Below are 22652 nucleotides of genomic sequence, written 5' to 3' on the forward strand. Positions count from 1 at the left end.
ACTTTCCCAGACGCCTTCAACGCCGTCCGCGGACTAATCTTCTTCACCCAGAACGAAACCAATTTTGCATAAGCCTCACTTCTACCGAAACGCAATGTGAATAGTCTCCCGGGTCGACAAATCCTGAGTTTTGCATAAGCCTCCTTCTATAAGGTATTTTGCTCATTCCGATCTCAGAACTTGCCAGGATCTGGGGTCAAGGCCCATCGTGGTTCCGAGCGAGACTATTGTCTGAATAACATTGGTCGGAAGCGGTTCGTCGATCTCGCTTAGCTCATAAGCAAGCTGATCAAGGCAGAGCGCGTACTCCCCGTGGTCGAGGTAGTCCGTGACGCGCTGGGCTTGATCGGGGTTCATCATGCCGATCGTCCGTTCGAGTAAGTCGCTTAGCTGCTGCTCGCGCAGGGCTTGAAGTTTTTTATCCACTTGTTCTCCTTAATCAATTGGAAACGCGGTTATTATCCCTTCTCCAATCGGTTCGACGATGACGCGAATGGTTATGCCATCCCGCAGCCCCTCGACCAAGATTCTTGAGGGTTCGCCATTTTTTGCGTAGTCGCTTCCTAACGGCCCTTTGTTCTGTTTCCAGGGCAAGGGTGGGTCTGTTGCGACGTCCGAGACCTCATGCATGATTTTTGCATCGGACCACCCCGCGGGGAACATAGACTTATTTGGGTCCCGGTCTGGGGAGTCTGTCCACCGATGTCCTCCAGCTTTACCTGCGGAGGTCCCGTCGCCGTCGAGGATATGCCTGGTTCGTGAGGGGCTGGCGAGGTTGACGTATTCCTCGGGAGAGGGTGTGACGGCGTTGAGAGGTTCGTTTGATGTGGTGATGTCTGGTGTGAGGGCGTCTGCTTCCTTGCCGAGGAGGGATCTGCCGGCGCCTCCGGCTCCAGAGAGGCCGCGCCCGAGTAGTGGTCCGCCGGCGCCCATGGCGGCGCCGGCGAGTGCGCCGCCGCCGGAGGCTTGGAGGAAGCCGTCGACGGTGTGGGGTCCGGGGCCGGTGGCGTACGCGTAGGCGTCGCCTGCGGCACCGGATGCGGCGCCGGATGCTGCTTCGGAGGTGACGGCGGCTTTGAGGCCGTTGATGCCGGCGGCGCTGAGACGTGCCGCTGTCATGCTGCTGCCGAGGCCTCCGGTGACGGCTGCGAGGGCGGTTTGTCCCCAGTTGACGGAGCCGGTCGTGGCCTTCTGGACGATGACGTCGACGTCGGCGCCGACGAGGCCTGCGCCGATTGGCCGCCAACTCCGGTCGCCATCAGGACGCCTCCGGCGACGACCATCGCGCCGCCCGCGACGTACTCCTTTGCGAAAGCTTTTTTGAAAAGTACCTATCAAGCAAAGCGGATCAATCGAAGTTATTCATGACCGACGCACCCGAATGCATTACCTTAAAGCGCGCTTTGCGTGAGCATCCTTCTTCGTGAAGTCACATCTTCGGGATCTGCTCTGAACGGCTCGCTTGGTTCTTTGAGTCCGAATCTCATGTTTCACGCAAGGTGATTGGCGATCTTGTATAGTTGTGTACGTAGGAGACTTAGATCATTGTTGAGTTCTCGAGGATATTTGCCATTGCTGTAGATAATCGCATCGCCGAAAGTGCCCATTCCGCCATACATGTGAATGATCTTCCGCGAAAGGTTGCTGATGTCTTCGGGATGGAGTGAGGCATCTAATTCATTGAGCAGAGAATGCATCACGCTGGCCCAGAAGTTATCTTTGCCACTAATGAAGAGTTCTTCTAATGACCGGAGTGTTTCGCGCATGATATCGATGCTCACTTGAGCCCCCAATAGCCGAGAATTTCCACGTCATCCATAAGCCACGGAGCAATAATGACGTGCTGTGTTGTTCCTCCCATGTAAAATCCTCCTTGGTTGGCTATCTCTCCTGAATATACCGTTGTACCGGCGGGAAAGCGAACCGCATATCCGGTGTCTAGATATGCCGTTTCCCCCGTTGGCCAGACTGGCGGAAGGGCCCGATCAATTCTGGTCTGGATAATACTATAGGGCGGGGTTTCGGTCCAGAACTGCCCAAATGCTCCCTTCTCGAAAGATCCGGCTCGGAACAGCGTGGTCGGCTCAGCCAACTCGGACGAGGTGTATCGCGAGCCGGTGAAGGTAGCCGCGATATCTTCCTGCAACGAGGATGGGGTGGTCTCCGGTGAGGTTGCACTGGCAGGAAGCCGACTTCCGAGCCTCGAGTAGGCGCGGGAGAGTCCACCGCCGAGTGCTCCGCCTGTGGCGCCGAGTGCTGCTCCGGTGAAGGCGCCGCCGGCGGTGGCTCCGATGAAGTCTCCGGCGGTGTGGGGTCCGGGGCTGGTTGCGTAGGTGTAGGCGCTTCCTGCTCCGCCGCTGGAGGCGCCGGATGCGGCGCTGACGGTGACGGCGGCTTGTGCTCCTTTGATGCCGAGGGCGCCGAGGCGCGCGGCGGCGATGCCGCCGCCGACTCCGCCTGCTACGGCGGTGAGGGCGGTTTGTGTCCAGTTGACGGAGCCGGTGGTGGCTTTCTGGATGATGACGTCGGCTCCGGCGCCGATCAGGCCCAGGCCGATGGGTCCGCCGATTCCCGTGTACATCAGGAGACCGCCGGCGACGATCAGCCCGGCACCGGCGAAGTACTCCGCGTTCTGCGCGAACCAGTCGCCGGCTGCGGCGAAGGCTCCGTTGTTCCCGTCGCGGTAGGCCTGTAGTTGCGCGTCGGTGATCGGGCTCAGGCCCGTGGGGTCGAGGGAGTGGACGGGGTCGTTGCCGGCGAAGGAGTACGGGTTCCCGGACCAGGCGGCGCCCCAGGTGGGTGGTAGGGGGTCGGTGGAGAGGAATCCGTGGGTGGTGGGGTCGTAGGCGCGTTGGCCCATCCATTCGAGGCCGGCGAAGGTGAGGGCGCCGCTGGGGGTGAGGCCGATGCCGTCGGCGACGGTGGTGGCGGCGGAGGGGTTCCACGGGTCTTGGGCGCTGGTGGAGCGTTCGGTGCGCCAGCCGGGGTCGCTCCACCGGTCGTCGATGCCGGTGACGCCGCCGGGCGTGCGCAGGACGGGGGAATCGCTGACGGCGAGAAGGTCGGGGGCGCCGCTCGCGTCGTCCCACCAGACGTCCATGCCATCGACGGAGGCGAGATCGCCGAGCACGTCCACCCACAGCGCGGTCGTCCGAGGTCCGGACCCCGGCTGCGACTGGGAGACCGACGCCAGCCCGCCCATCGCCGACCACGCGTAGGTGCGCTCGGTGCCGTCGGAGGAGACCTCGCGGATACGGCGACCGAGCCCGTCGTGCACGTACTCGATCCGCGTGCCGTCGCTCGATTCCGCGGCGATCAGTCGGCCGCCCGCGTCGTAGTGCCGGGAGCGGACGACCCCGCCCACCTGCTCCCGCACGAGGCGCCCGGCCGCGTCGTAGCTCCACTCCCGGGCGTCGCCCGAGTCCGGGACAGCCGCGACCAGCTGGTGCGCGTCGTCGTACCGGTACGAGACCGAACCGTCCGGCCCGCTCACTCCCGTGAGGCGTCCGTCCTCGTCCCGCTCCAGGACGGTTCTGGTGCGGCGCCCGTCGCCGCTGCGGCGGTGCTCGACGAGCGCGCCGTCTCGGAACACCCACTCCTGGGCCAGGCCCCCCGCGGAGGAGCGGACCAGGCGACCGGAACCGTCGTAGCCGAACGTCGCGCGGCCCAGGCCGGGACGGGCCACGGCGGTGACCAGACCGCGGATGTCGCGCTCGTACTCGGTACGGCTCCCGTCGGGATGCACGACGGCGCCGCGGGAGCCGGCGGCGTCGTACTCCCACGAGACTCCGCGGCCGTCTCGGCGGCGCTCGACGAGCCGGCCGCAGCGGTCCCAGCGCAGCTCGTGCTCGACCGGCCCGCCCGGGGCCGTGTGGTCGGTGACGCGGAGGGCGCGGCCACGGATGTCCCGGTGGGTCTCCGAGACGACGCGGCCGTCGACCAGGAAGCTCTTCTCGCGGCCGTTGCCGTCGTAGCGCCGCTCCCATCGCGATCCGTCCCGATCCCGCTGCCAGATCTGGCGGCCCGCGGCGTCGTAGCCGCCGGTCGTCGAATGGCCGAGGGGATCGATCACCTCGACGGCGTGGTCGGAGGCGTCGAAGCGGCGGTGGGTGACTCCGCCCATCGGGTCGGTGATGACGGTGTTGCGACCGCGCTCGTCGTACTCGAAGCGGGTGACGCCGCCGAGCCCGTCGACCGCCTCGACGAGCTGGCCCGCCGCGTCGTAGCGGAAGCGCCGCCGTCCGGTCCGCGGGTCGCTCGTCCGGACCACGCGTCCGAGAGCGTCGTACGCGAACCGGGCCGTGCCGAGCCCGGGGATCGAGCGCAGCACGACACGGCCGACGGCGTCGTACTCGATGCGCTCGACCTCGCCGGTGGGCAGGACGGTCCGCACGCGGCGCGAGTCGCGGTCGTACCCGATCTCGGTGCGCGCACCGAGTGGATCGATGACGGCGGACGGCCGGCCGCAGCGGTCGTACTCGACGACGGTGACGGCGCCCGTGGGGGAGACCCGCTCGACGACCCGTCCAGCAGCGTCACGGTGGAGGATCGTGACCGAGCCCTCGCCGTCGACCAGCTCGATCGGGCGGCCGCAGAGATCGTAGGAGGCGAGAGCGACCGTCTCGTCCTGCTCCTCGACGCGGATCAGCCTGCCCAGCGAATCGAAGCGGCTCAGCTGCTGCGCGCCGCCGTCATCGATCCGGAGGGACTGCGGCTCGTGGTGGAGGCCGCGCCTGACGCCGGTGGGATCGATGGTGGCCGTCAGGGCACCCGTCGCACTGTGCTCGCGACGCCAGACGCCTCCGCTGGGGTCGACCGTCTCGGTCAGTCGGGAGAGGGCATCGTGACCGCCAGGACGAGCCGTCCGGCAGGATCGTCTCGCTCACTCGGCCGAGGTCGTCGAAGACGCGGGTCACGGACCGGCCGAGCGGGTCGATCGTCGCGACGGGGGCGCCGTGCTCGCCGTGCTCGACGGTGGTCCGTTCGCCGAGCGGATCGACGACGGCGACCCTGCGCCCGCCGGCGTCGTACTCGTAGCGCCAGGTGGCGCCGAGGGCGTCGCGCGTCGAGACGAGCCGACCGGCGGCGTCGTAGCGGAACCGGGTGACGGCTCCGGACGGGGTGATCGCGGCGACGACGCGACCGGCCTCGTCGCGCTCCAGCCGGGCGCTGCCTCCGTCGGCGTCGGTCGTGGCGACGAGGTCGCCGTGCTCGTCGTAGGAGAAGCGCAGCCGGACGCCCACCGGATCGACGATCTCGGTGAGCAGACCATCGATCCAGGTGAGGAACGTTCGCCCGTCCTCCGGGTCGACGATCAGGCTCGGGTTCCGGTCGGATTCCTCCGCGTACTCGTACCGCGTCACGGCGCCGGACTCCGCGACCACCGTGGTGACGCGGTCGTGCTCGTCCCAACCCACGGTGATGTCGGCGCCGGAGGGGGTGACCGAACGGATCCGGCGTCCTCGCTCGTCGTAGGCGTGCACCGTCGTGGATCCGTCCCGCTCGGTCGCGGAGACGAGGTTGCCGTGCCCGTCGAAGCTCATCGACTGGCGGCGGCCCTCGGGGTCGAGCACCCCGACGAGACGCCCCCGCTTGTCGGCGATCCAGCTGTTCGAGCGGGCGCCGTCCTCATCGGAGGCGACGGTGATCCGGCCGGGGAGGTACGCGAACCGCGTCGTGCGCCCGAACGGCGAGGTCTGCGCGACGACGCGGCGCCGAGAGTCGTAGCGGTTGCGCACCTCGTCGACGCCAGCCGCGTCGGTCACGGTCGCGATCAGCCCCGCCCGGTCCCAGCCGTACCGCCGAGTCCCGGACGGCCCGGTGGCCGCGACGAGGGCCTCGCCCTCGTAGTCGAAGACCACGCGTCGACCATCCGAGGCCTGTACGGCGGCGATCCGCTCGCCCGACCAGACGAGGTCGATGCGCCGACCGCGCTCGTGGCGGAGTCCGCTCAGTCGGCCGGTCTCGTCGTACTCGGCGCTCACCCGGGTGCCCGGACCGCAGCTCGTCGACGACCAGCGCCCACCGGCCGTGAACTCCCAGCGGCGCCCGTCGTTGGCCGAGACGACGAGGCCCTCGCCGACCCGCGCGAGCCAGAGGTTCTCGCCGTCGGCTCGGTCCCAGGCATCGCCCAGGCGGGGGAAGACGATCTCGCGGCCCTCGGCCAGCACCAGTGCCGCCCCGTCGTCCTCGAGCCGGAGCTGCTGCTCGGCCTCGGAGGACCAGCCGCGGCCGAAGGCTCCCACGCGCTCATCGAGCGAGTTGTAGGTGCGGGCGAAGCGCAGCGACGCTGTTCCTCCGCTGAATCCGAGGTCGACCTCGGTCTCGAGGAAGTTGCCGGTGGAGGTGTTGACCGGATCGTCGGCGTAGCCGGTGGTCGGCGGTGCGCCGAACGCCTGCGGGGGAGCGATGGTGAGATCGCGGCGCACAAGCGTGACGCCCGTCGCGGAGAGCGCGGCGGACAGGGCGGCATCGGGAAGAGCCGTGACGGCCCCATCGCCTCCGGCCGCGGAGAAGGCGTCGGCGATCGTCCCGGCCCACGCGACGTCCTGGTCGTTCGCCGTGAGCCACTGCTCGAAGCCCGAGACCACTCCGTCGGCCGAGAGCTCACCCCAGTGGCAGGAGTCGGTGAAGTCGGTCAGCGCGCCGCGGACGGTGCCGAGGTTCCCGCGCAGCTCGCCGTTCGCCGCTGCGGAAGTGCTCGCGAAGGAGCGCAGGTCGTCGGGACGCGCCGAGGAGGTGCCGGAGCCCGAGCCGCCTGCGCCGGGCAGGGGCGTCTGCCGGGAGATGTTCGGCGGCGGGGACACGCTGACGCTCGGCTCCTGGGCGGGCGGACCGACGGGAGGGTCCTCTCCGCCGAAGAGGCCGTCGTGGAGGTGCTCGAGCAGGTTCCGCGCATCCTGCTCGCGCTTCCACTCCCGCGCCAGGAGGCGCCGCCTCTGCTCGGCGAGGGCTTCCCGCGCCAGCTGCTGTGCTCCGTCGGCGACCTCGCGCAGGCGCGCGGAGAGCTCGTCGGCATCGGCCTTCGCGGTGCGCGCGTTCTCGGTGAAGATCTCGGCGAAGAGCCCGCGGAACTCGGCGCTCGCCGTCGTCACCAGGCCGGCGCGCGAGCCGGCCTGCGCGTCGATCGCCGCCGCCGCGGCCGTGGCCGCTCCGACCAGCCGCTCGGCGGTCGCATGGCTGAAGCGCACGTCGTCCTCGATCGCACCCAGGTCCGCCACAGTGTCTCCTCCCCTTCCCGACGCGAGACCGACCACCCGCTGCACGGGATCCGGTGCCCTGCTCCTGCCGATCGCGCGGCAGTCCCGGTCGGCCGGGGCGAACCGAGGAAGACTCGATAACGGTACCCAGGCGAGCGCTCGACGCGCGGGCTGGCGCGGGATGACGGTCGGGGCTCTGAGCGGGGAGGGCCGCGCCCGTCTCCGTCGCCCGGGCGGGCCGGTCGGATTCCGCGATGCTGCGACGCCCTCGGCGCAGGAGGGGTCTTCGACTACACTCGACGGGTCAGCCGGACCGGCCGATATCGCCGCGCCCGCGTACGGGCTCGCCGGCGCAGACTTCCACCGAAACGGATCCCCCTTCGCATGGCCTCTACCACCGACATCAAGAACGGCACCGTCCTCAGCATCGACGGGCAGCTCTGGAACGTCATCGACTTCCAGCACGTCAAGCCGGGCAAGGGCGGCGCGTTCGTCCGCACCAAGATGAAGAACGTCCTCACCGGCAAGGTGGTCGACAAGACGTTCAACGCGGGAGCGAAGATCGACACGGCTAACGTCGACCGTCGCGACTTCCAGTACCTCTACCGCGACGGCGCGGACTTCGTCTTCATGGACACCAGCGACTACGACCAGATCACCGTCCCCGAGGCGGTCGTTGGCGATGCGGCCAACTTCATGCTCGAGAACCAGAACGTCACCCTCGCCCTGCACGACGGCGACCCTCTCTACATCGACCTCCCCGCGTCCGTCGTGCTCGAGATCACCTACACCGAGCCGGGCCTCCAGGGCGACCGCTCGACCGGCGGCACCAAGCCGGCGACCGTCGAGACCGGCTACCAGATCCAGGTCCCGCTCTTCCTCGAGCAGGGCACCAAGGTCAAGGTCGACACCCGCACGGGTGACTACCTCGGCCGTGTCAGCTGAGCCGGGGCGCCCGTGAGTGCTCGCACGAAGGCGCGCAAGCGCGCCCTCGACATCCTCTACAACGCCGACGTCCGGCAGATCCCCGTCGCGCAATCCCTGCGCGCCGAGGCCGAACGCGCGGTGAACGAGCCGGCGCGTGAGGCCTCGTGGCTCTACGCCCGCGAGATCGTCGACGGGGTCATCGACCACGCCGACGAGATCGACGCGATGATCGCGCAGCTCGCCAAGGGCTGGACCCTCGCCCGGATGCCCCTCGTCGACCGCGCGATCCTCCGGATCGGCGTGTGGGAGATTCTGCACAACGACGAGGTGCCCGACGGCGTCGCCATCTCGGAGGCGGTGGAGGCGGCGACGTCGCTGTCGACCGACGACTCCGCCGGCTTCATCAACGGCCTGCTCGCCTCCGTCGCGGAGACGCGCGCCACGGCCTGACCTCAGGCTCGGAGGATCGCCTCTGGCTCGCAGGAGCGGCAGGACCCTGCGAGCCGGAGCGTCGGGGCGAGCTCGAGTCGTCCGGAGCAGGCGCGCGGCCCTCTATACTCGTCACGGCTTTTCCTTTAACAGCCGTCCTGTGAGGCGGGGAAGGAGGTCGGTGTGACGGCACGAATCGTGCTGAACGGCGCTGACATCACGCGTGCGCTCACGCGCATCGCTCACGAGATCCTCGAGTCGAACCGCGGCCCCGCGTCGCTCGTCATCCTCGGGATCCCCACCCGCGGTGTCGCCCTCGCTCAGCGCATCGCCGAGACGATCGCCCGGATCGAGCCCGACGCGGAGCCGGTCTTCGCCGGTTCGCTCGACGTCACGATGTACCGCGACGACCTCGCTCGGCATCCTGTCCGTACTCCCGCACGCACTGCCGTGCCCGCGAGCATCGACGGGCGCACCGTCGTCCTCGTGGACGACGTGCTCTTCTCGGGACGCACCATCCGGGCCGCTCTGGACGCCCTGAGCGACATCGGCCGCCCGCGGGCCGTGCGGCTGGCCGCGCTGGTCGACCGCGGCCATCGCGAGCTGCCGATCCGCGCTGACTTCGTGGGCAAGAATCTGCCGAGCAGCCTGAGCGAGCGGATCAACGTGCGCCTGGTCGAGACCGACGGCGAGGACCTGGTCGCGATCGAGTCGAACGCCGCGGACGAGGGGACGACCTCGTGAAGCACCTGCTCTCGACCCGCGACCTCGACCGTGCCGACGCGATCGCCCTCCTCGACATCGCCGAGGACATGGCCGACGTGCAGAACCGCGAGGTCAAGAAGCTGCCCACCCTGCGCGGGAAGACCGTGGTCAACCTGTTCTTCGAGGACTCCACCCGCACGCGCATCTCGTTCGAGGCGGCGGCGAAGCGCCTGTCCGCCGACGTCATCAACTTCAGCGCGAAAGGCTCCAGCGTCTCGAAGGGCGAGAGCCTGAAGGACACCGCTCAGACTCTCGCGGCGATGGGAGCGGACGGCGTCGTGGTGCGCCACAGCGCCTCCGGCGCACCCGCGGTGCTGGCCGCGAGCGGCTGGATCGACGCGTCGATCCTGAACGCCGGCGACGGCACGCACGAGCACCCGACGCAGGCGCTGCTCGACGCCTTCACGATCCGCCGCCGCCTCCACGGCCCCGCCGCCTCCCGGGGGAAGGGCCTGGACGGCGTCGCCGTCACGATCGTCGGCGACATCCTGCACTCGCGGGTGGCGCGCTCCAACGTCTGGTTGCTGACGGCTCTCGGCGCCGAGGTGACGTTGGTCGCGCCGCCGACCCTCGTGCCGGTCGACACCCGCGACTGGCCGGCGACCGTCCGCTTCGACCTCGACGAGGCGATCGACACGGGGCTGCCGGACGTGGTGATGCTGCTGCGCATCCAGCTCGAGCGGATGTCGAGCGGCTTCTTCCCGAACGGGCGCGAGTACGCGCGGATCTGGGGACTCGACGACGAGCGGCTGGCGCGCCTCGGGCCGGATACCATCGTGATGCACCCGGGACCCATGAACAGGGGCGTCGAGATCTCCTCGGCGGCCGCCGATTCGAGCCGCTCCACGGTGCTCGAGCAGGTCACGAACGGCGTGTCCGTCCGGATGGCCGCGCTCTATCTGCTGCTGTCCGGCGAACGGGAGGTCCACTGATGAGCACTGCGCCGACGGAGCGGATCCTGATCTCGGGAGCGACGCTCGCCGACGAGTCGACCGCCGACCTGCTGATCGACGGGGGCGTGATCGTCGAGATCGGCGCCGGCTTCGATTCGAGCGGGGCGCGCGTGATCGACGCCGACGGCCTGCTGGCGCTGCCCGGCCTGGTCGACCTGCACACCCACCTCCGCGAGCCAGGCTTCGAGCAGAGCGAGACGATCCTGACGGGCACCCGCGCCGCGGCCGCCGGAGGCTTCACAGCGGTCTTCGCGATGGCCAACACCTCGCCGGTGCAGGACACCGCGGGCGTCGTCGAGCAGGTGCAGAGCCTGGGCGAGGACGCGGGCTACGCGACGGTCCGCCCGATCGGCGCGGTCACGGTCGGCCTGGCAGGGGAGTCGCTCGCCGAGCTCGGCGCGATGGCCCGCAGCCGCGCGGCCGTGCGCGTCTTCTCGGACGACGGGACGTGCGTCTCGGACGCGCTCCTCATGCGCCGCGCGCTCGAGTACGTGAAGGCGTTCGACGGAGTCGTCGCCCAGCACGCGCAGGAGCCGCGCCTCACGGTCGGCGCGCAGATGAACGAGGGCGCCGTCTCGAGCGCCCTCGGTCTGCAGGGCTGGCCCGCCGTGGCGGAGGAGGCGATCATCGCGCGCGATGTGCTCCTCGCCGAGCACGTCGGCTCACGCCTGCACATCTGCCACGTGTCGACCGCGGGCTCGGTCGACGTGATCCGCTGGGCGAAGGCGCGCGGGATCGACGTGACCGCCGAGGTGACTCCGCACCACCTGCTGCTCACGGAGCAGGCGGTCGCGGGCCAGGGCGGACCGAGCTACGACGCCCGCTTCAAGGTGAACCCGCCGCTGCGCCGCGACGAGGACGTGCTCGCGCTCCGCGAGGCCCTCGCCGATGGCACCATCGACATCGTCGCGACCGACCACGCCCCGCACCCCGTCGAGGCGAAGGAGTGCGAGTGGGACGCGGCCGCGTTCGGCATGGTCGGCCTCGAGAGCGCGTTGAGCGTGGTCCACGCCGCCGTCGTCGAGGACGGCCGGATGAGCTGGACGGACGTCGCGCGGGTGCTCTCCTCCGCTCCTGCGCGCATCGGCCGGCTCGACGGCTACGACCGCGGGCTGGCGGTCGGTGCCGCCGCGAACGTACTGCTGTACGACCCGGAGGCGCGCCACCGCTTCTCGAGCGGCGATCTGCGCGGCCGCAGCGGCAACTCGCCGTACCTCGGCCGCGAGCTGCCGGGCCGCGTCGTCGCGACGCTGCACCGGGGCTTCCCGACCGTACTCGACGGCGCGCTCGTCGACAGTGCGGTCGTGGCCGCCTCCGCGAAGGCCTCCCGTGGATAGGGCCGCGATCACGATCGTCATCGCCGCGGTCGTCGTCCTCGTGTTCGTCGGGATGCTGCTCTCGTGGCGCGCCCGTCGCCGCCGGTCGGCGGATCTCGTGCCGGAGCCGGTTCCCGCCGCCTCCCTCGGCGCCGTGCGCGAAACCCTCGATCTGCCGTACGTGGCGACCACGCGCTTCGAGCAGCCGCTCGAGCGGGTCGTGCTGCCGGGCCTCGGCTTCCGCGGCCGGGCGGCCCTCCGCCTCCATGAGCGCGGAGTCGTGATCGCCCCGGTCGGCGAGCGAGAGACCGTGATCCCCGCCGAACTGCTGCGCGGCGCGGGGCAGGGCAGCTACGTGATCGACCGTGCGGTCGAGGAGGGGGCCTGCTCGTGATCTCGTGGTCGCCCCGCGGCGGCGACAGCGTCGACAGCTACCTCCGTGTGGCCGAGCCGGCCCTCCGCTCGCACCTGGTCGCCGAGCTGCAGCGCCTCGCCGGCCCCGATTCCTCCCCCTCCCATCCTGGAGCCGCCGACGGCGGCCCCGCCACGACCCAGAAGGGCTCCTAGTCCGTGCCAACGACACGCCTCAGCACCGAACCCACCGCCGTCCTCGTCCTCGAGGACGGACGACGATTCAGGGGTCAGGCCTACGCGCCCGTGGCCGCACGCTCGGCGAGATCGTCTTCGCGACCGGTATGACCGGCTACCAGGAGACGCTGACCGACCCGAGCTACGCCGGTCAGATCGTCGTGCAGACCGCGCCGCACATCGGCAACACCGGCACCAACGACGAGGACAGGGAGTCGCGCCGCATCTGGGTCGCCGGGTACGTCGTGCGGGACCCTTCGCGCGTCGTCTCGAACTTCCGTGCACAGCGCTCGCTCGACGACGACCTCGAGGCCGACGGCATCGTGGGGATCTCGGGCGTCGACACCCGGGCGATCACCCGCCACATCCGCTCGGCCGGCTCGATGCGAGCCGGCGTGTTCTCCGGCGACGCTCTCGCCCTCCCCGAGGAGGAGCAGCTCGCGCTGGTCCTCGGCGGTTCGTCGATGCAGGGGCTGAACCTCTCGTCGGCGGTCTCGACCGACGAGCAGTACACGGTTCCGGCCCGCGGCGAGCGGGTCGGCTCGGTCGCCGTGATCGATCTCGGCGTGAAGACCTCGACGGTGCACTACCTCTCGGAGCGGGGCTTCGACGTGCACGTCCTCCCCGAGTCGGTGACGGCGGAGCAGGTTCTCGAGCTGGATCCCTCCGCGCTGTTCTTCTCGAACGGCCCCGGAGACCCCGAGGCCTCCGACCGTCATGTCGATCTGCTGCGCACGACGCTGCGCGCCGATCTGCCGTTCTTCGGCATCTGCTTCGGCAACCAGCTGCTCGGCCGCGCGCTCGGATTCGGCACCTACAAGCTGCCGTTCGGCCACCGCGGGATCAACCAGCCGGTGCTCGACAAGCTCACCGGCCGGGTCGAGATCACGGCGCAGAACCACGGATTCGCGGTCGACGCTCCCATCGAGGGCGAACTCGAGTCCCCGCAGGGCTTCGGCCGGGTCGAGGTCAGCCACTACAGCCTCAACGACTCCGTCGTGGAGGGGCTGCGCTGCCTCGACATCCCCGCCTTCTCGGTGCAGTACCACCCGGAGGCGGCTGCCGGCCCGCACGACTCCAACTACCTCTTCGACCGCTTCCGGGCGATGGTCGTGCAGCGCACGGCCGCGCAGGGCGGCGCAGAGCCCACCGATCCTTCGACCAGCACGACCGGAGAGCAGAACTAATGCCGCGCAGGGAAGACATCAACAGCGTCCTGGTCATCGGCTCCGGCCCGATCGTCATCGGGCAGGCCGTCGAGTTCGACTACTCCGGCACCCAGGCCTGCCGCGTGCTGCGGGCCGAAGGGGTGCGCGTGATCCTCGTCAACTCGAACCCGGCGACGATCATGACCGACCCCGACTTCGCCGACGCCACCTACGTCGAGCCGATCACCCCCAAGGCGATCGAGGCGATCATCGCCAAGGAGAAGCCGGATGCGATCCTGCCGACCCTCGGCGGCCAGACGGCGCTGAACGCGGCGATCCAGCTGCACGACCTGGGGATCCTCGAGAAGTACGACGTCGAGCTGATCGGTGCGAGCTTCGAGGCGATCAATCGCGGCGAGGACCGCCAGATCTTCAAGCAGTTGGTGCTCGACGCGGGCGCCGATGTCGCCAAGTCGTACATCGCGCACACCGTGGAGGAGGCGATCGAGTACGCGGAGGACCTCGGCTATCCGCTCGTCATCCGTCCGTCCTTCACTATGGGCGGCCTCGGCTCCGGCTTCGCCTACACCCGCGAGGAGCTGGTGCGCATGGTCGGCGACGGCCTGCACCAGAGCCCGACCACCGAGGTCCTGCTCGAGGAGTCGATCCTCGGCTGGAAGGAGTACGAGCTCGAGCTGATGCGCGACACGGCCGACAACACGGTCGTCGTCTGCGCAATCGAGAACGTCGACCCGGTCGGCGTGCACACCGGGGACTCGATCACCGTCGCCCCGGCGCTGACCCTCACCGACCGCGAGTACCAGAAGCTGCGCGACATCGGCATCCGGATCATCCGCGACGTGGGCGTGGACACCGGCGGCTGCAACATCCAGTTCGCGATCGACCCCGCCGACGGGCGGATCATCGTGATCGAGATGAACCCGCGCGTCTCCCGCTCCTCGGCCCTGGCCTCGAAGGCGACCGGCTTCCCGATCGCCAAGATCGCCGCGAAGCTCGCCATCGGGTACCGCCTCGACGAGATCCCGAATGACATCACCAAGGTGACCCCGGCGAGCTTCGAGCCGACGCTGGACTACGTGGTCGTCAAGGTGCCGCGGTTCGCCTTCGAGAAGTTCCCCGCCGCCGACAAGACGCTGACCACCACCATGAAGTCGGTCGGCGAGGCGATGGCGATCGGTCGGAACTACGCGCAGGCGCTGCAGAAGGCGCTCCGCTCGCTCGAGAAGCGCGGGTCCTCGTTCCACTGGGGCGCTCAGGAGCGCTCCGTCGAGGAGCTGCTCGAGATCGCGAAGACACCGACCGACGGCCGTATCGTCACCGTGCAGCAGGCGCTGCGCCGAGGCGCGAGCGTCGAGCAGGCGTTCGATGCGACGAAGATCGACCCGTGGTTCCTCGACCAGATCGTGCTGATCAACGAGATCGCTGACCTGGTGCGCGAGCACGACGGCCTCGACGCCGGGCTGCTCCGCCTGGCCAAGGACCACGGCTTCTCGGATGCTCAGATCGCCGAGCTGCGCGGTCTCGACGAGGCGGAGGTGCGCCGCACCCGCCACTCGCTCGACGTCCGCCCGGTCTACAAGACTGTCGACAGCTGCGCGGGGGAGTTCCCGGCCCTCACGCCCTACCACTACTCCTCCTACGACGAGGAGACGGAGGTCGTCGCCGCCGACCGCCGCAAGGTCGTCATCCTCGGCTCCGGCCCGAACCGCATCGGCCAGGGGGTGGAGTTCGACTACTCGTGCGTGCACGCCTCGTTCGCGCTCTCGGACGCGGGCTTCGAGACGATCATGATCAACTGCAACCCCGAGACGGTCTCGACCGACTACGACACCTCCGACCGCCTCTACTTCGAGCCGCTCACGCTCGAGGACGTGCTCGAGGTCATCCACGCGGAGTCGCAGTCGGGCGAGCTGGTCGGAGTCGTCGTGCAGCTGGGTGGTCAGACGGCGCTCGGCCTCGCGGCCGGCCTGGAGGCGGCCGGCGTGCCGATCCTCGGCACCACGCCGGCCGACATCGACCTCGCGGAGGAGCGCGGTGCGTTCTCGCGCATCCTCGACGAGGCGGGTCTGGTTGCGCCGCGCAACGGCACGGCGACCGACCTCGACGGCGCCCGCACGGTGGCGGTCGAGATCGGCTATCCCGTGCTGGTCCGCCCCTCCTTCGTGCTCGGCGGACGCGGTATGGAGATCGTTTACGGCACCGAGCAGCTCGAGGACTACTTCGAGCGGATGGCCGGCGAGGGGATCATCGACGCCGCGCACCCGCTCCTGGTCGACCGATTCCTCGACGACGCGATCGAGATCGACGTCGACGCTCTCTACGACGGCGAGCAGCTCTACATCGGCGGAGTGATGGAGCACATCGAGGAGGCCGGCATCCACTCCGGCGACTCGGCGTGCACCCTGCCGCCGGTGACGCTCGGCCGTCGCCAGATCGATCAGGTGCGCGAGGCGACCCTCGCCATCGCGCGCGGCATCGGCGTCCGGGGGCTGCTCAACGTGCAGTTCGCCATAGGCCAGGGCGTGCTCTACGTGCTGGAGGCGAACCCGCGCGCCTCCCGCACGGTGCCCTTCGTCTCGAAGGCGCTCGGCATCCCCCTCGCGAAGGCCGCCTCGCGGCTCATGGTGGGCGAGAGCATCGCGGAGTTGAAGGCCGAGGGCCTGCTGCCGGAGCGCGACGGCTCCGATGTGCCGATGGACTCGCCGATCGCGGTGAAGGAGGCGGTGCTCCCGTTCAAGCGCTTCCGCACCTCGGAGGGTCAGATCGTCGACTCCCTGCTCGGCCCCGAGATGCGCTCCACGGGTGAGGTGATGGGGATCGACCGCGACTTCCCCCGCGCCTTCGCCAAGAGCCAGGAGGCCGCCTACGGCGGAATGCCCGCGAGCGGCACGGTGTTCATCTCGGTCGCCGACCGCGACAAGCGGGCGATCGTGCTGCCGGCGCTGCGCCTGAGTCAGCTCGGCTTCGACATCCTGGCGACCGAGGGCACGGCCGAGGTGCTCAACCGCAACGGCATCCAGGCCCGAGTCGTGCGCAAGTACAGCGAGACCGCCGAGGGCGACGCGCCCTCGATCGTCGAGCTGGTCGGCCGCGACGAGGTCGACGTCGTCATCAACACGCCGAGCGGAGGCGCCACCCGGGCCGACGGCTACGAGATCCGTGCCGCCGCGGTCGCCGCCGACAAGCCGCTGTTCACCACGATCGCCCAGCTCGCGGCAGCCGTCGCCTCGCTCGACGCCGCCAACGAGCCCTTCGAGGTGACGAGCCTGCAGGACTACGCGCTTCGCCGCGCGGAGCGGACGGCGTGACCGACGGCGCGGCGGGCGCCGCCTCCTCCTTCGGCTCACGCCTCGAGGCGGCGTTCGCCGCGCACGGTCAGCTCTGCGTCGGGATCGACCCGCACGCCTTCCTGCTCGAGGCCTGGGGCCTCGCGGACGACGCCGCCGGGCTCGAGAGCTTCGGCCGGACGGTCGTCGAGGCGGCTGCGGGGCGGGCGGGCATCGTGAAGCCGCAGGTCGCCTTCTTCGAGCGGCACGGCTCCGCCGGCTACGCCGCGCTCGAGCGTGTGCTCGGCGACGCCCGCGCGGCCGGGCTGCTGGTGATCGCCGATGCCAAGCGCGGTGACATCGGCACGAGCGTCACCGCCTACGCCGAAGCGTGGCTCCGACCGGGCTCGCCGCTCGAGGCCGATGCGATGACGGCCGCGGCCTACCAGGGCCTCGGCTCGCTCGAGGGCATGCTCACGCTGGCGGAGGAGGCGGGTAAGGGCGTGTTCGTCCTCGCGGCCACCTCCAACCCGGAGGCGCGCGCGGTGCAGCGCGCCGTGGTGCAGGACGGCCGGCGCTCGGGATCGAGCGTGGCACGCGCAGTCCTGACGGACGTGGCATCCTGGAACCACGAACACGCACACTCGCCGATCGGCTCGGTCGGCGTGGTGCTCGGCGCCACCGTCGCCCTGGGCGACTACGGCATCGGTACCGACGAGGAGCGCCGCCCCGCGCTCCCGGTGCTCGCGCCCGGCTTCGGCCACCAGGGCGCCTCCGCCGCGGATGCACCGCGGCTGTTCGGTGCCCTCAGCTCCGCCACCATCGTCAGCGAATCGCGCAGTGTGCTCGGCGCCGGCCCCTCCCGGATCGCCGCCGAGATCGACCGCCGCGCCACCGAGATCCAGGAGTCCCTTGTCCGCTGAAACCGTCAGCCCCGATCCCGGATCCGATGCGGCGTCCGAGTCACGCCCCGAGGTCGTCCCCGCCGTGCGCCGGTCCACGCCTCCGGAGGTCGATCGCCGGGCCGCCTCGGAGGCGGCCATCGCCGCCCGCCGCGCCCGCGCCGTCGTGAAGAAGGCGGTCGCCTCCGGCCGTCGCCCGGCCACGGCGGTACTCGCCGCCGCGCAGGCCGAGCCGCTGGGCGTCGAGGGGCGGATGCGCGTCAGCGATCTGCTGCGCGCCGTGCCCGCACTCGGCGTGGTCAAGACCCCGCGGGTGATGGACCAGCTGCACATCGCCGAGTCGAAGCGGCTCGGCGGTCTCGGCCGCCGACAGGTCGAGGGGTTGCGCTCGTTCCTGGAGGAGCGCGAGTCGCGCCAGCGCCGCTCCGGCCGGAACCGCCTGCTCGTGCTCGCCGGGCCGACCGCGGTCGGCAAGGGCACCGTCTCGACCTACATCCGCGAGAACTACCCCGACGTGCTGCTCTCGGTCTCGGCGACCACCCGGGCCCCGCGCCCCGGCGAGGTCGACGGGGTGAGCTACTACTTCGTGGACGACGCCGAGTTCGACCGCATGGTCGAGGCGGGGGAGTTCCTCGAGTACGCGGTCGTGCACAACGCGTACCGCTACGGCACGCCGCGGGGCCCGATCGACGTCGCGCTCGAGCAGGGGCGCCAGGTGATGCTCGAGATCGACATCCAGGGCGCCCGCCAGGTGCGCGAGCGGATGCCGGACGCCCGCCTCGTCTTCCTCCTGCCGCCCAGCTGGGACGAGCTCGTGCGCCGCCTGGTCGGCCGTGGCACCGAGAGCCCCGAGGAGCAGGAGCGCAGGCTGGCCACCGCGAAGGTCGAGCTGGCCGCGCAGGACGAGTTCGATTTCGCCGTCGTGAACAGCACCGTGCCCGAAGCGGCCCGCGAGGTCGTAGAATTGATGTCGCCTCGTGCCGACGGCGCGCCCGCTGACCCGGGTCGCTGAGACCGGGCCACCGACCACCTCCGGGCCGACGCCCCGGACGCCGACAGGGCCACCCCCTGCGGTGCCCGCGCGTCGTGCCGCTCCGGAGCCGCAGATCGGCGCTGATGCGCCCCGCAAGGAGACTCCCCATGGCCAACAACCTCGGCATCATCGACCCCCCCATTGACGAGCTGCTCTCGAAGGTGGACTCGAAGTACGCGCTCGTGATTTTCGCCTCCAAGCGCGCCCGCCAGATCAACGACTACTACGCCGACCTCCACGAGGGCAGCCTGTTCGACAACGTCGGCCCGCTGGTCGACTCGACCATCGACGACAAGCCCCTCTCGGTCGCGCTGCACGAGATCAACGAGGACAAGCTCGTCGCCCAGCCCCTCGCCGAGTAACCCGGTCCGGGTGCGCTCCTCGCGCAAGTCCGCTCGTCGACTCACCGTCGTCGTCGGCATCACCGGCGGCATCGCCGCCTACAAGGCGGTCGGAGTGGTCCGCGCGCTCGTCCTCGCCGACCACGACGTGCACGTCATCGCGACGGAGGCGGCGTTGCGCTTCGTCGGTCGGCCGACCCTCGAGGCGATCTCGCGGAATCCGGTGCACACCGAGCTCTACGAGGGCGTCGCCGAGGTGCGGCACGTGGCGATCGGCCAGTCCGCCGACCTCATCGTGATCGCGCCGGCGACCGCGCACACGCTGGCCAAGCTCGCGGCCGGTCTCGCCGACGATCTGCTCGGCACCACCGTGCTCGCGAGCACGGCTCCCCTGGTCGTCGCTCCCGCGATGCACACGGAGATGTGGGCGAACGCCGCCACCGTCGCGAACGTGGCCACCCTCCGCTCGCGCGGCGTGCACGTCGTCGGCCCGGCCGTCGGGCGCCTCACCGGCGCCGACTCCGGGGCGGGGCGGATGGAGGAGCCGGAGACGATCGTGGCAGAGGCCCTCGCCGTGCAGGCCCGGGCAGCCGGCGCCCGTCGCGATCTCGAGGGCCTGACGGTACTCGTGACCGCGGGCGGCACCCGGGAGCCGCTGGATCCGGTGCGCTTCGTCGGCAACCGCTCCAGCGGACGCCAGGGCGTCGCACTCGCGCTGGCCGCCGCCGCGCGCGGTGCACGGGTCACCCTCCTCGCCGCCCACCTCGACGTCGAAGCCCCCGCCGGAGTGACGGTGCACCACGTCGGCACCGCGCTTGAGCTGCGGGAGGCGGCCCTCGCCGCCGCTCCCGGAGTCGACATCGTGATCATGGCCGCGGCCGTCGCCGACTACCGGCCGATCGAGGTCGCCGAGGCGAAGATCAAGAAGGAGCAGCAGGGCGAGCGCCTGGTGCTCGAGCTCGTGAAGAACCCCGACATCCTCGCCGAGATCTCCGCGGGCAGGCACGAGGGGCAGCTCGTGGTGGGCTTCGCCGCCGAGACGGAGCCGGACCGCGAGGCGATGCTGGCCCTCGGCCGCGCCAAGATCGCGCGCAAAGGCTGCGACCTGCTCGTCCTCAACAGGGTCGGTTGGGCCGAAGGTTTCCAGAGCGGGAGCAACGCCGTCGTGGTCCTGGATCGGGCCGGCGTTATAGTGAGCGAGGCTTCCGGCAGCAAGGCGTCGGTCGCCGATCGCGTCCTCGACGTGGTCGCGCGCTAGCCGTCGGGCCGCCCGGCCCCGGCGCCTGGGGGCTGCCGCGCCCCGCCGCCCCCGGTACGAACGACCCGGTCCGCACGACTCCGGGATGAGAAGAGAAGCATGACCTCCGGTCCCCTCCGCCTGTTCACGTCCGAGTCCGTCACGGAAGGACATCCGGACAAGATCTGCGACCAGATCTCGGACCGCATCCTCGACGCCCTGCTCCGCGAGGACCCGCACAGTCGCGTCGCGGTCGAGACCCTCGTCACCACCGGGCTCGTGCACGTCGCAGGCGAGGTCTCGACCAGCGGCTACGTCGAAATCCCCACGATCGTCAGAGACACGATCGTCGAGATCGGCTACGACTCCTCGGCGAAGGGCTTCGACGGCCGCTCCTGCGGCGTGTCGGTGTCGATCGGCCAACAGTCGCCCGAGATCGCGGCCGGTGTCGACACCGCGCTCGAGGTGCGATCGGACGAGGCGGGCGAGGACGTCTTCGACCGTCAGGGCGCGGGGGACCAGGGCCTGATGTTCGGCTTCGCGACCGATGAGACCGCCGAGTACATGCCGCTGCCCAGCTGGCTGTCGCACCGCCTGGCCGAGCGCCTCGCCGCGGTCCGCAAGTCGGGTGAGCTCGACTACCTCCGCCCCGACGGCAAGACCCAGGTCACCATCGGCTACGACGGCACGACCCCCTCGAGCATCGATACCGTCGTGCTGTCGACCCAGCACGCCGAGCACGTCAGCACCGCGACCATCCACGCGGACATCGAGGCCCATGTCATCCGCCCGGTGCTCGAGACGGTCGAACTCGACTCCTCCGCCGTGCGCCTTCTGATCAACCCGACCGGGCGCTTCGAGATCGGGGGTCCGCAGGGTGACGCCGGACTGACCGGCCGCAAGATCATCGTCGACACCTATGGGGGCGCCTCCCGCCACGGCGGCGGTGCCTTCTCGGGCAAGGACCCGTCGAAAGTGGACCGCTCGGCGGCCTACGCGATGCGCTGGGTCGCCAAGAACGCGGTGGCCGCGGGCCTCGCGTCGCGGATGGAGGTGCAGGTCGCCTACGCGATCGGCAAGGCGGCTCCGGTCGGTCTCTACGTCGAGACCTTCGGCACCGGCGCCGTCAGCGACGAGACCATCACCGAAGCCATCCGCTCCGTCTTCGACCTGCGCCCGGCCGCGATCATCCACGCGCTCGACCTGCTGCGCCCGATCTACGCCCAGACCGCGGCGTACGGCCACTTCGGCCGCGAGCTCCCGGACTTCACCTGGGAGCGGCTCGACCGCGTCGACGACCTGCGCTCCGCCGCAGGCCTGTCCTAGCGGGCCGCGCGGCGATGGCGACGAGCGGAGGCGTCGCGCGTGTGCTTCTGGACTCGCCGCTCCCGCAGCTCGACCGACTCCTCGACTACGCGGTCCCCGACGCGCTGCGCGACGAGGTGCGGCCCGGCGTGCGCGTGCGGGTGCCGCTGCGCACCGGCGGGCGGATCGCCGACGCTTCGTCGTCGAGACGGGGGAGGACTCCGAGCACGTCGGTGCGCTGAGCGACATCGAGGAGCTGGTCTCGCCGCTGGTCGTCCTGACTCCCGAGGTGTGGGCGCTCGCCCGGAGGGTCGCCGACCGCGCGTCCGGAGGGGCGAGCGATGTGCTCCGCCTGGCCGTGCCGCGCCGGCACGTGCGCGTCGAGAAGGCGCGTCTCGCCGCCGGCCCAGCTCCCGCGTCACCCCCCGTCGAACCGGGAGGAGTATCGGGATACGCGGCGGACGCCTTCGCCGGGCTCGCGGAGGGCGGTCGGCTGGCGGTCGGGGCAGTCCCGGCGCCGGCGAGGCTCGCCTCCGGTGCCTGGGTGGGCGGCTGGGCGGTCACTCTCGCCGAGCTGGCCAGGGATGCCCTGGCCGCCGGGCGCGACACGATCCTCGCCGTGCCCGACTACCGCGACCAGGAGCAGCTCGAGCTCGCCCTCGCCGCGCTCGTCCCGCCCGAGGCGGTCGTCCGCCTCGACGCACGGCAGAAGGGCGCCGAGCGCTACGCGGCCTTCGTCCGATGCCTCGACCCGGGGCCCCGGATCGTCGTCGGCAATCGCTCGGTGCTCTACGCGCCCTCGTCCTCCCTCGGCCTGATCGCACTCTGGGACGACGGCGACCCGCTCTTCGCCGAACCGCTGGCGCCCTACGCGCACGCCCGCGACGTCGCCCTCGTCCGGCAGGAGCAGAGCGGTGCCGGCCTCGTGCTCCTCGGAAACGCCCGCACCGTGGAGGTCGAACGGCTGGTCGAGATCGGCTTCGCCGCCGAGGTCGAGCCGCGTCCGGCTCGGCGGCCGCACGTGGTGCCGACCGCGCAGCAGTGGGCGGCCGACGAGCACGACGCCGGCGCGCGCATCCCGTCGTCTGCCTGGAGGGAGGCGCGGAAGGGCCTGGACTCCGGCACGGTGCTCGTGCAGGTCGCCCGCCCGGGCTACGCCCCGGTCGTCGCCTGCGCCCGCTGCCGGACCGTCGCCCGCTGCAACCGCTGCCAGGGCCCGCTC

At 70.5% G+C, this 22652-nt stretch carries 19 protein-coding genes and 2 pseudogenes; 16 read left to right on the forward strand and 5 right to left on the reverse strand.

What is annotated here, in order from left to right:
- Nucleotides 1-162 precede the first annotated feature (162 nt).
- The 5 genes from ACH61_RS06775 to ACH61_RS06790 all read right to left on the reverse strand — a co-directional run bounded on the left by ACH61_RS06775 (nt 163) and on the right by ACH61_RS06790 (nt 7220).
- On the reverse strand, nt 163-426 hold the full coding sequence (locus tag ACH61_RS06775) for a hypothetical protein (protein ID WP_068210199.1): 264 nt from the start codon (nt 424-426) through the stop codon (nt 163-165).
- A gap of 9 nt (nt 427-435) precedes the next feature.
- Nucleotides 436-1119 (reverse strand): EndoU domain-containing protein, encoded by a 684-nt coding sequence (locus ACH61_RS16170; protein WP_082845079.1) that lies wholly within the window; start codon nt 1117-1119, stop codon nt 436-438.
- Nucleotides 1120-1490: 371 nt separating this feature from the next.
- Nucleotides 1491-1781 (reverse strand): DUF6966 domain-containing protein, encoded by a 291-nt coding sequence (locus ACH61_RS16790; protein WP_132504383.1) that lies wholly within the window; start codon nt 1779-1781, stop codon nt 1491-1493.
- Nucleotides 1778-4393, reverse strand: a complete 2616-nt coding sequence (locus ACH61_RS06780; RefSeq protein WP_068210201.1) for an RHS repeat-associated core domain-containing protein — start codon at nt 4391-4393, stop codon at nt 1778-1780. The genes ACH61_RS16790 and ACH61_RS06780 overlap by 4 nt, the downstream gene beginning before the upstream one ends.
- 298 nt (nt 4394-4691) lie before the next feature.
- Complete coding sequence (locus ACH61_RS06790; protein ID WP_068210206.1) at nt 4692-7220, reverse strand: DUF6531 domain-containing protein; 2529 nt, start codon at nt 7218-7220, stop codon at nt 4692-4694.
- A gap of 363 nt (nt 7221-7583) precedes the next feature.
- On the opposite strand from ACH61_RS06790, the gene efp reads away from it, so the two are divergent.
- The 16 genes and pseudogenes from efp to ACH61_RS06865 all read left to right on the forward strand — a co-directional run.
- A complete protein-coding gene (gene efp, locus ACH61_RS06795; protein ID WP_068210208.1) occupies nt 7584-8144 on the forward strand; it encodes an elongation factor P in 561 nt (186 codons plus the stop codon).
- A 12-nt stretch (nt 8145-8156) separates the two neighbouring features.
- On the forward strand, nt 8157-8576 hold the full coding sequence (gene nusB / locus ACH61_RS06800; RefSeq protein WP_068210210.1) for a transcription antitermination factor NusB: 420 nt from the start codon (nt 8157-8159) through the stop codon (nt 8574-8576).
- Nucleotides 8577-8738: 162 nt separating this feature from the next.
- Nucleotides 8739-9299, forward strand: coding sequence for a bifunctional pyr operon transcriptional regulator/uracil phosphoribosyltransferase PyrR (gene pyrR / locus ACH61_RS06805; protein ID WP_068210213.1), 561 nt, complete (start codon nt 8739-8741; stop codon nt 9297-9299).
- Nucleotides 9296-10252: an aspartate carbamoyltransferase catalytic subunit gene (locus tag ACH61_RS06810; RefSeq protein WP_068210215.1), complete on the forward strand. Its 957-nt coding sequence runs from the start codon at nt 9296-9298 to the stop codon at nt 10250-10252. The genes pyrR and ACH61_RS06810 overlap by 4 nt, the downstream gene beginning before the upstream one ends.
- Nucleotides 10252-11610 (forward strand): dihydroorotase, encoded by a 1359-nt coding sequence (locus ACH61_RS06815; RefSeq protein ID WP_068210217.1) that lies wholly within the window; start codon nt 10252-10254, stop codon nt 11608-11610. Before ACH61_RS06810 ends, ACH61_RS06815 begins: the two co-directional genes overlap by 1 nt.
- Nucleotides 11603-11983 (forward strand): PH-like domain-containing protein, encoded by a 381-nt coding sequence (locus ACH61_RS06820; RefSeq protein ID WP_068210219.1) that lies wholly within the window; start codon nt 11603-11605, stop codon nt 11981-11983. The genes ACH61_RS06815 and ACH61_RS06820 overlap by 8 nt, the downstream gene beginning before the upstream one ends.
- A complete protein-coding gene (locus tag ACH61_RS17310) occupies nt 11980-12156 on the forward strand; it encodes a hypothetical protein (RefSeq protein WP_161489632.1) in 177 nt (58 codons plus the stop codon). The genes ACH61_RS06820 and ACH61_RS17310 overlap by 4 nt, the downstream gene beginning before the upstream one ends.
- 3 nt (nt 12157-12159) lie before the next feature.
- Nucleotides 12160-13364, forward strand: a pseudogene (carA, locus tag ACH61_RS06825) (glutamine-hydrolyzing carbamoyl-phosphate synthase small subunit).
- On the forward strand, nt 13364-16654 hold the full coding sequence (gene carB, locus ACH61_RS06830; RefSeq protein ID WP_068210221.1) for a carbamoyl-phosphate synthase large subunit: 3291 nt from the start codon (nt 13364-13366) through the stop codon (nt 16652-16654). Before carA ends, carB begins: the two are co-directional and overlap by 1 nt.
- On the forward strand, nt 16651-17535 hold the full coding sequence (gene pyrF, locus ACH61_RS06835) for an orotidine-5'-phosphate decarboxylase (RefSeq protein WP_068210223.1): 885 nt from the start codon (nt 16651-16653) through the stop codon (nt 17533-17535). Before carB ends, pyrF begins: the two co-directional genes overlap by 4 nt.
- A gap of 64 nt (nt 17536-17599) precedes the next feature.
- On the forward strand, nt 17600-18526 hold the full coding sequence (gmk, locus tag ACH61_RS06840; RefSeq protein WP_068210233.1) for a guanylate kinase: 927 nt from the start codon (nt 17600-17602) through the stop codon (nt 18524-18526).
- 128 nt (nt 18527-18654) lie between these two features.
- Nucleotides 18655-18909, forward strand: coding sequence for a DNA-directed RNA polymerase subunit omega (gene rpoZ, locus ACH61_RS06845; RefSeq protein ID WP_055791825.1), 255 nt, complete (start codon nt 18655-18657; stop codon nt 18907-18909).
- Nucleotides 18910-18919: 10 nt separating this feature from the next.
- On the forward strand, nt 18920-20146 hold the full coding sequence (gene coaBC / locus ACH61_RS06850; protein WP_068210225.1) for a bifunctional phosphopantothenoylcysteine decarboxylase/phosphopantothenate--cysteine ligase CoaBC: 1227 nt from the start codon (nt 18920-18922) through the stop codon (nt 20144-20146).
- Between the two features lie 99 nt (nt 20147-20245).
- Nucleotides 20246-21451 carry a methionine adenosyltransferase gene (gene metK / locus ACH61_RS06855; RefSeq protein WP_068210228.1) on the forward strand — a complete coding sequence of 402 codons (1206 nt, stop codon included), beginning with the start codon at nt 20246-20248 and terminating at the stop codon, nt 21449-21451.
- 41 nt (nt 21452-21492) lie between these two features.
- Nucleotides 21493-21672: a primosomal protein N' family DNA-binding protein gene (locus ACH61_RS16800; protein WP_161489633.1), complete on the forward strand. Its 180-nt coding sequence runs from the start codon at nt 21493-21495 to the stop codon at nt 21670-21672.
- A gap of 47 nt (nt 21673-21719) precedes the next feature.
- A pseudogene (locus ACH61_RS06865) lies at nt 21720-22652 on the forward strand (primosomal protein N'); the annotation flags it as partial.

Source organism: Rathayibacter tanaceti, assembly GCF_001634385.1.
Lineage (GTDB): Bacteria > Actinomycetota > Actinomycetes > Actinomycetales > Microbacteriaceae > Rathayibacter > Rathayibacter tanaceti.

Excerpts from the sequence above, each read along its gene's own strand:
- ACH61_RS16170 (WP_082845079.1), bottom strand. The coding sequence starts at position 1,119 with ATGACAGCGGCACGTCTCAGCGCCGCCGGCATCAACGGCCTCAAAGCC.
- efp (WP_068210208.1), top strand. The coding sequence starts at position 7,584 with ATGGCCTCTACCACCGACATCAAGAACGGCACCGTCCTCAGCATCGAC.
- ACH61_RS06815 (WP_068210217.1), top strand. The coding sequence starts at position 10,252 with ATGAGCACTGCGCCGACGGAGCGGATCCTGATCTCGGGAGCGACGCTC.
- carB (WP_068210221.1), top strand. The coding sequence starts at position 13,364 with ATGCCGCGCAGGGAAGACATCAACAGCGTCCTGGTCATCGGCTCCGGC.
- rpoZ (WP_055791825.1), top strand. The coding sequence starts at position 18,655 with ATGGCCAACAACCTCGGCATCATCGACCCCCCCATTGACGAGCTGCTC.
- metK (WP_068210228.1), top strand. The coding sequence starts at position 20,246 with ATGACCTCCGGTCCCCTCCGCCTGTTCACGTCCGAGTCCGTCACGGAA.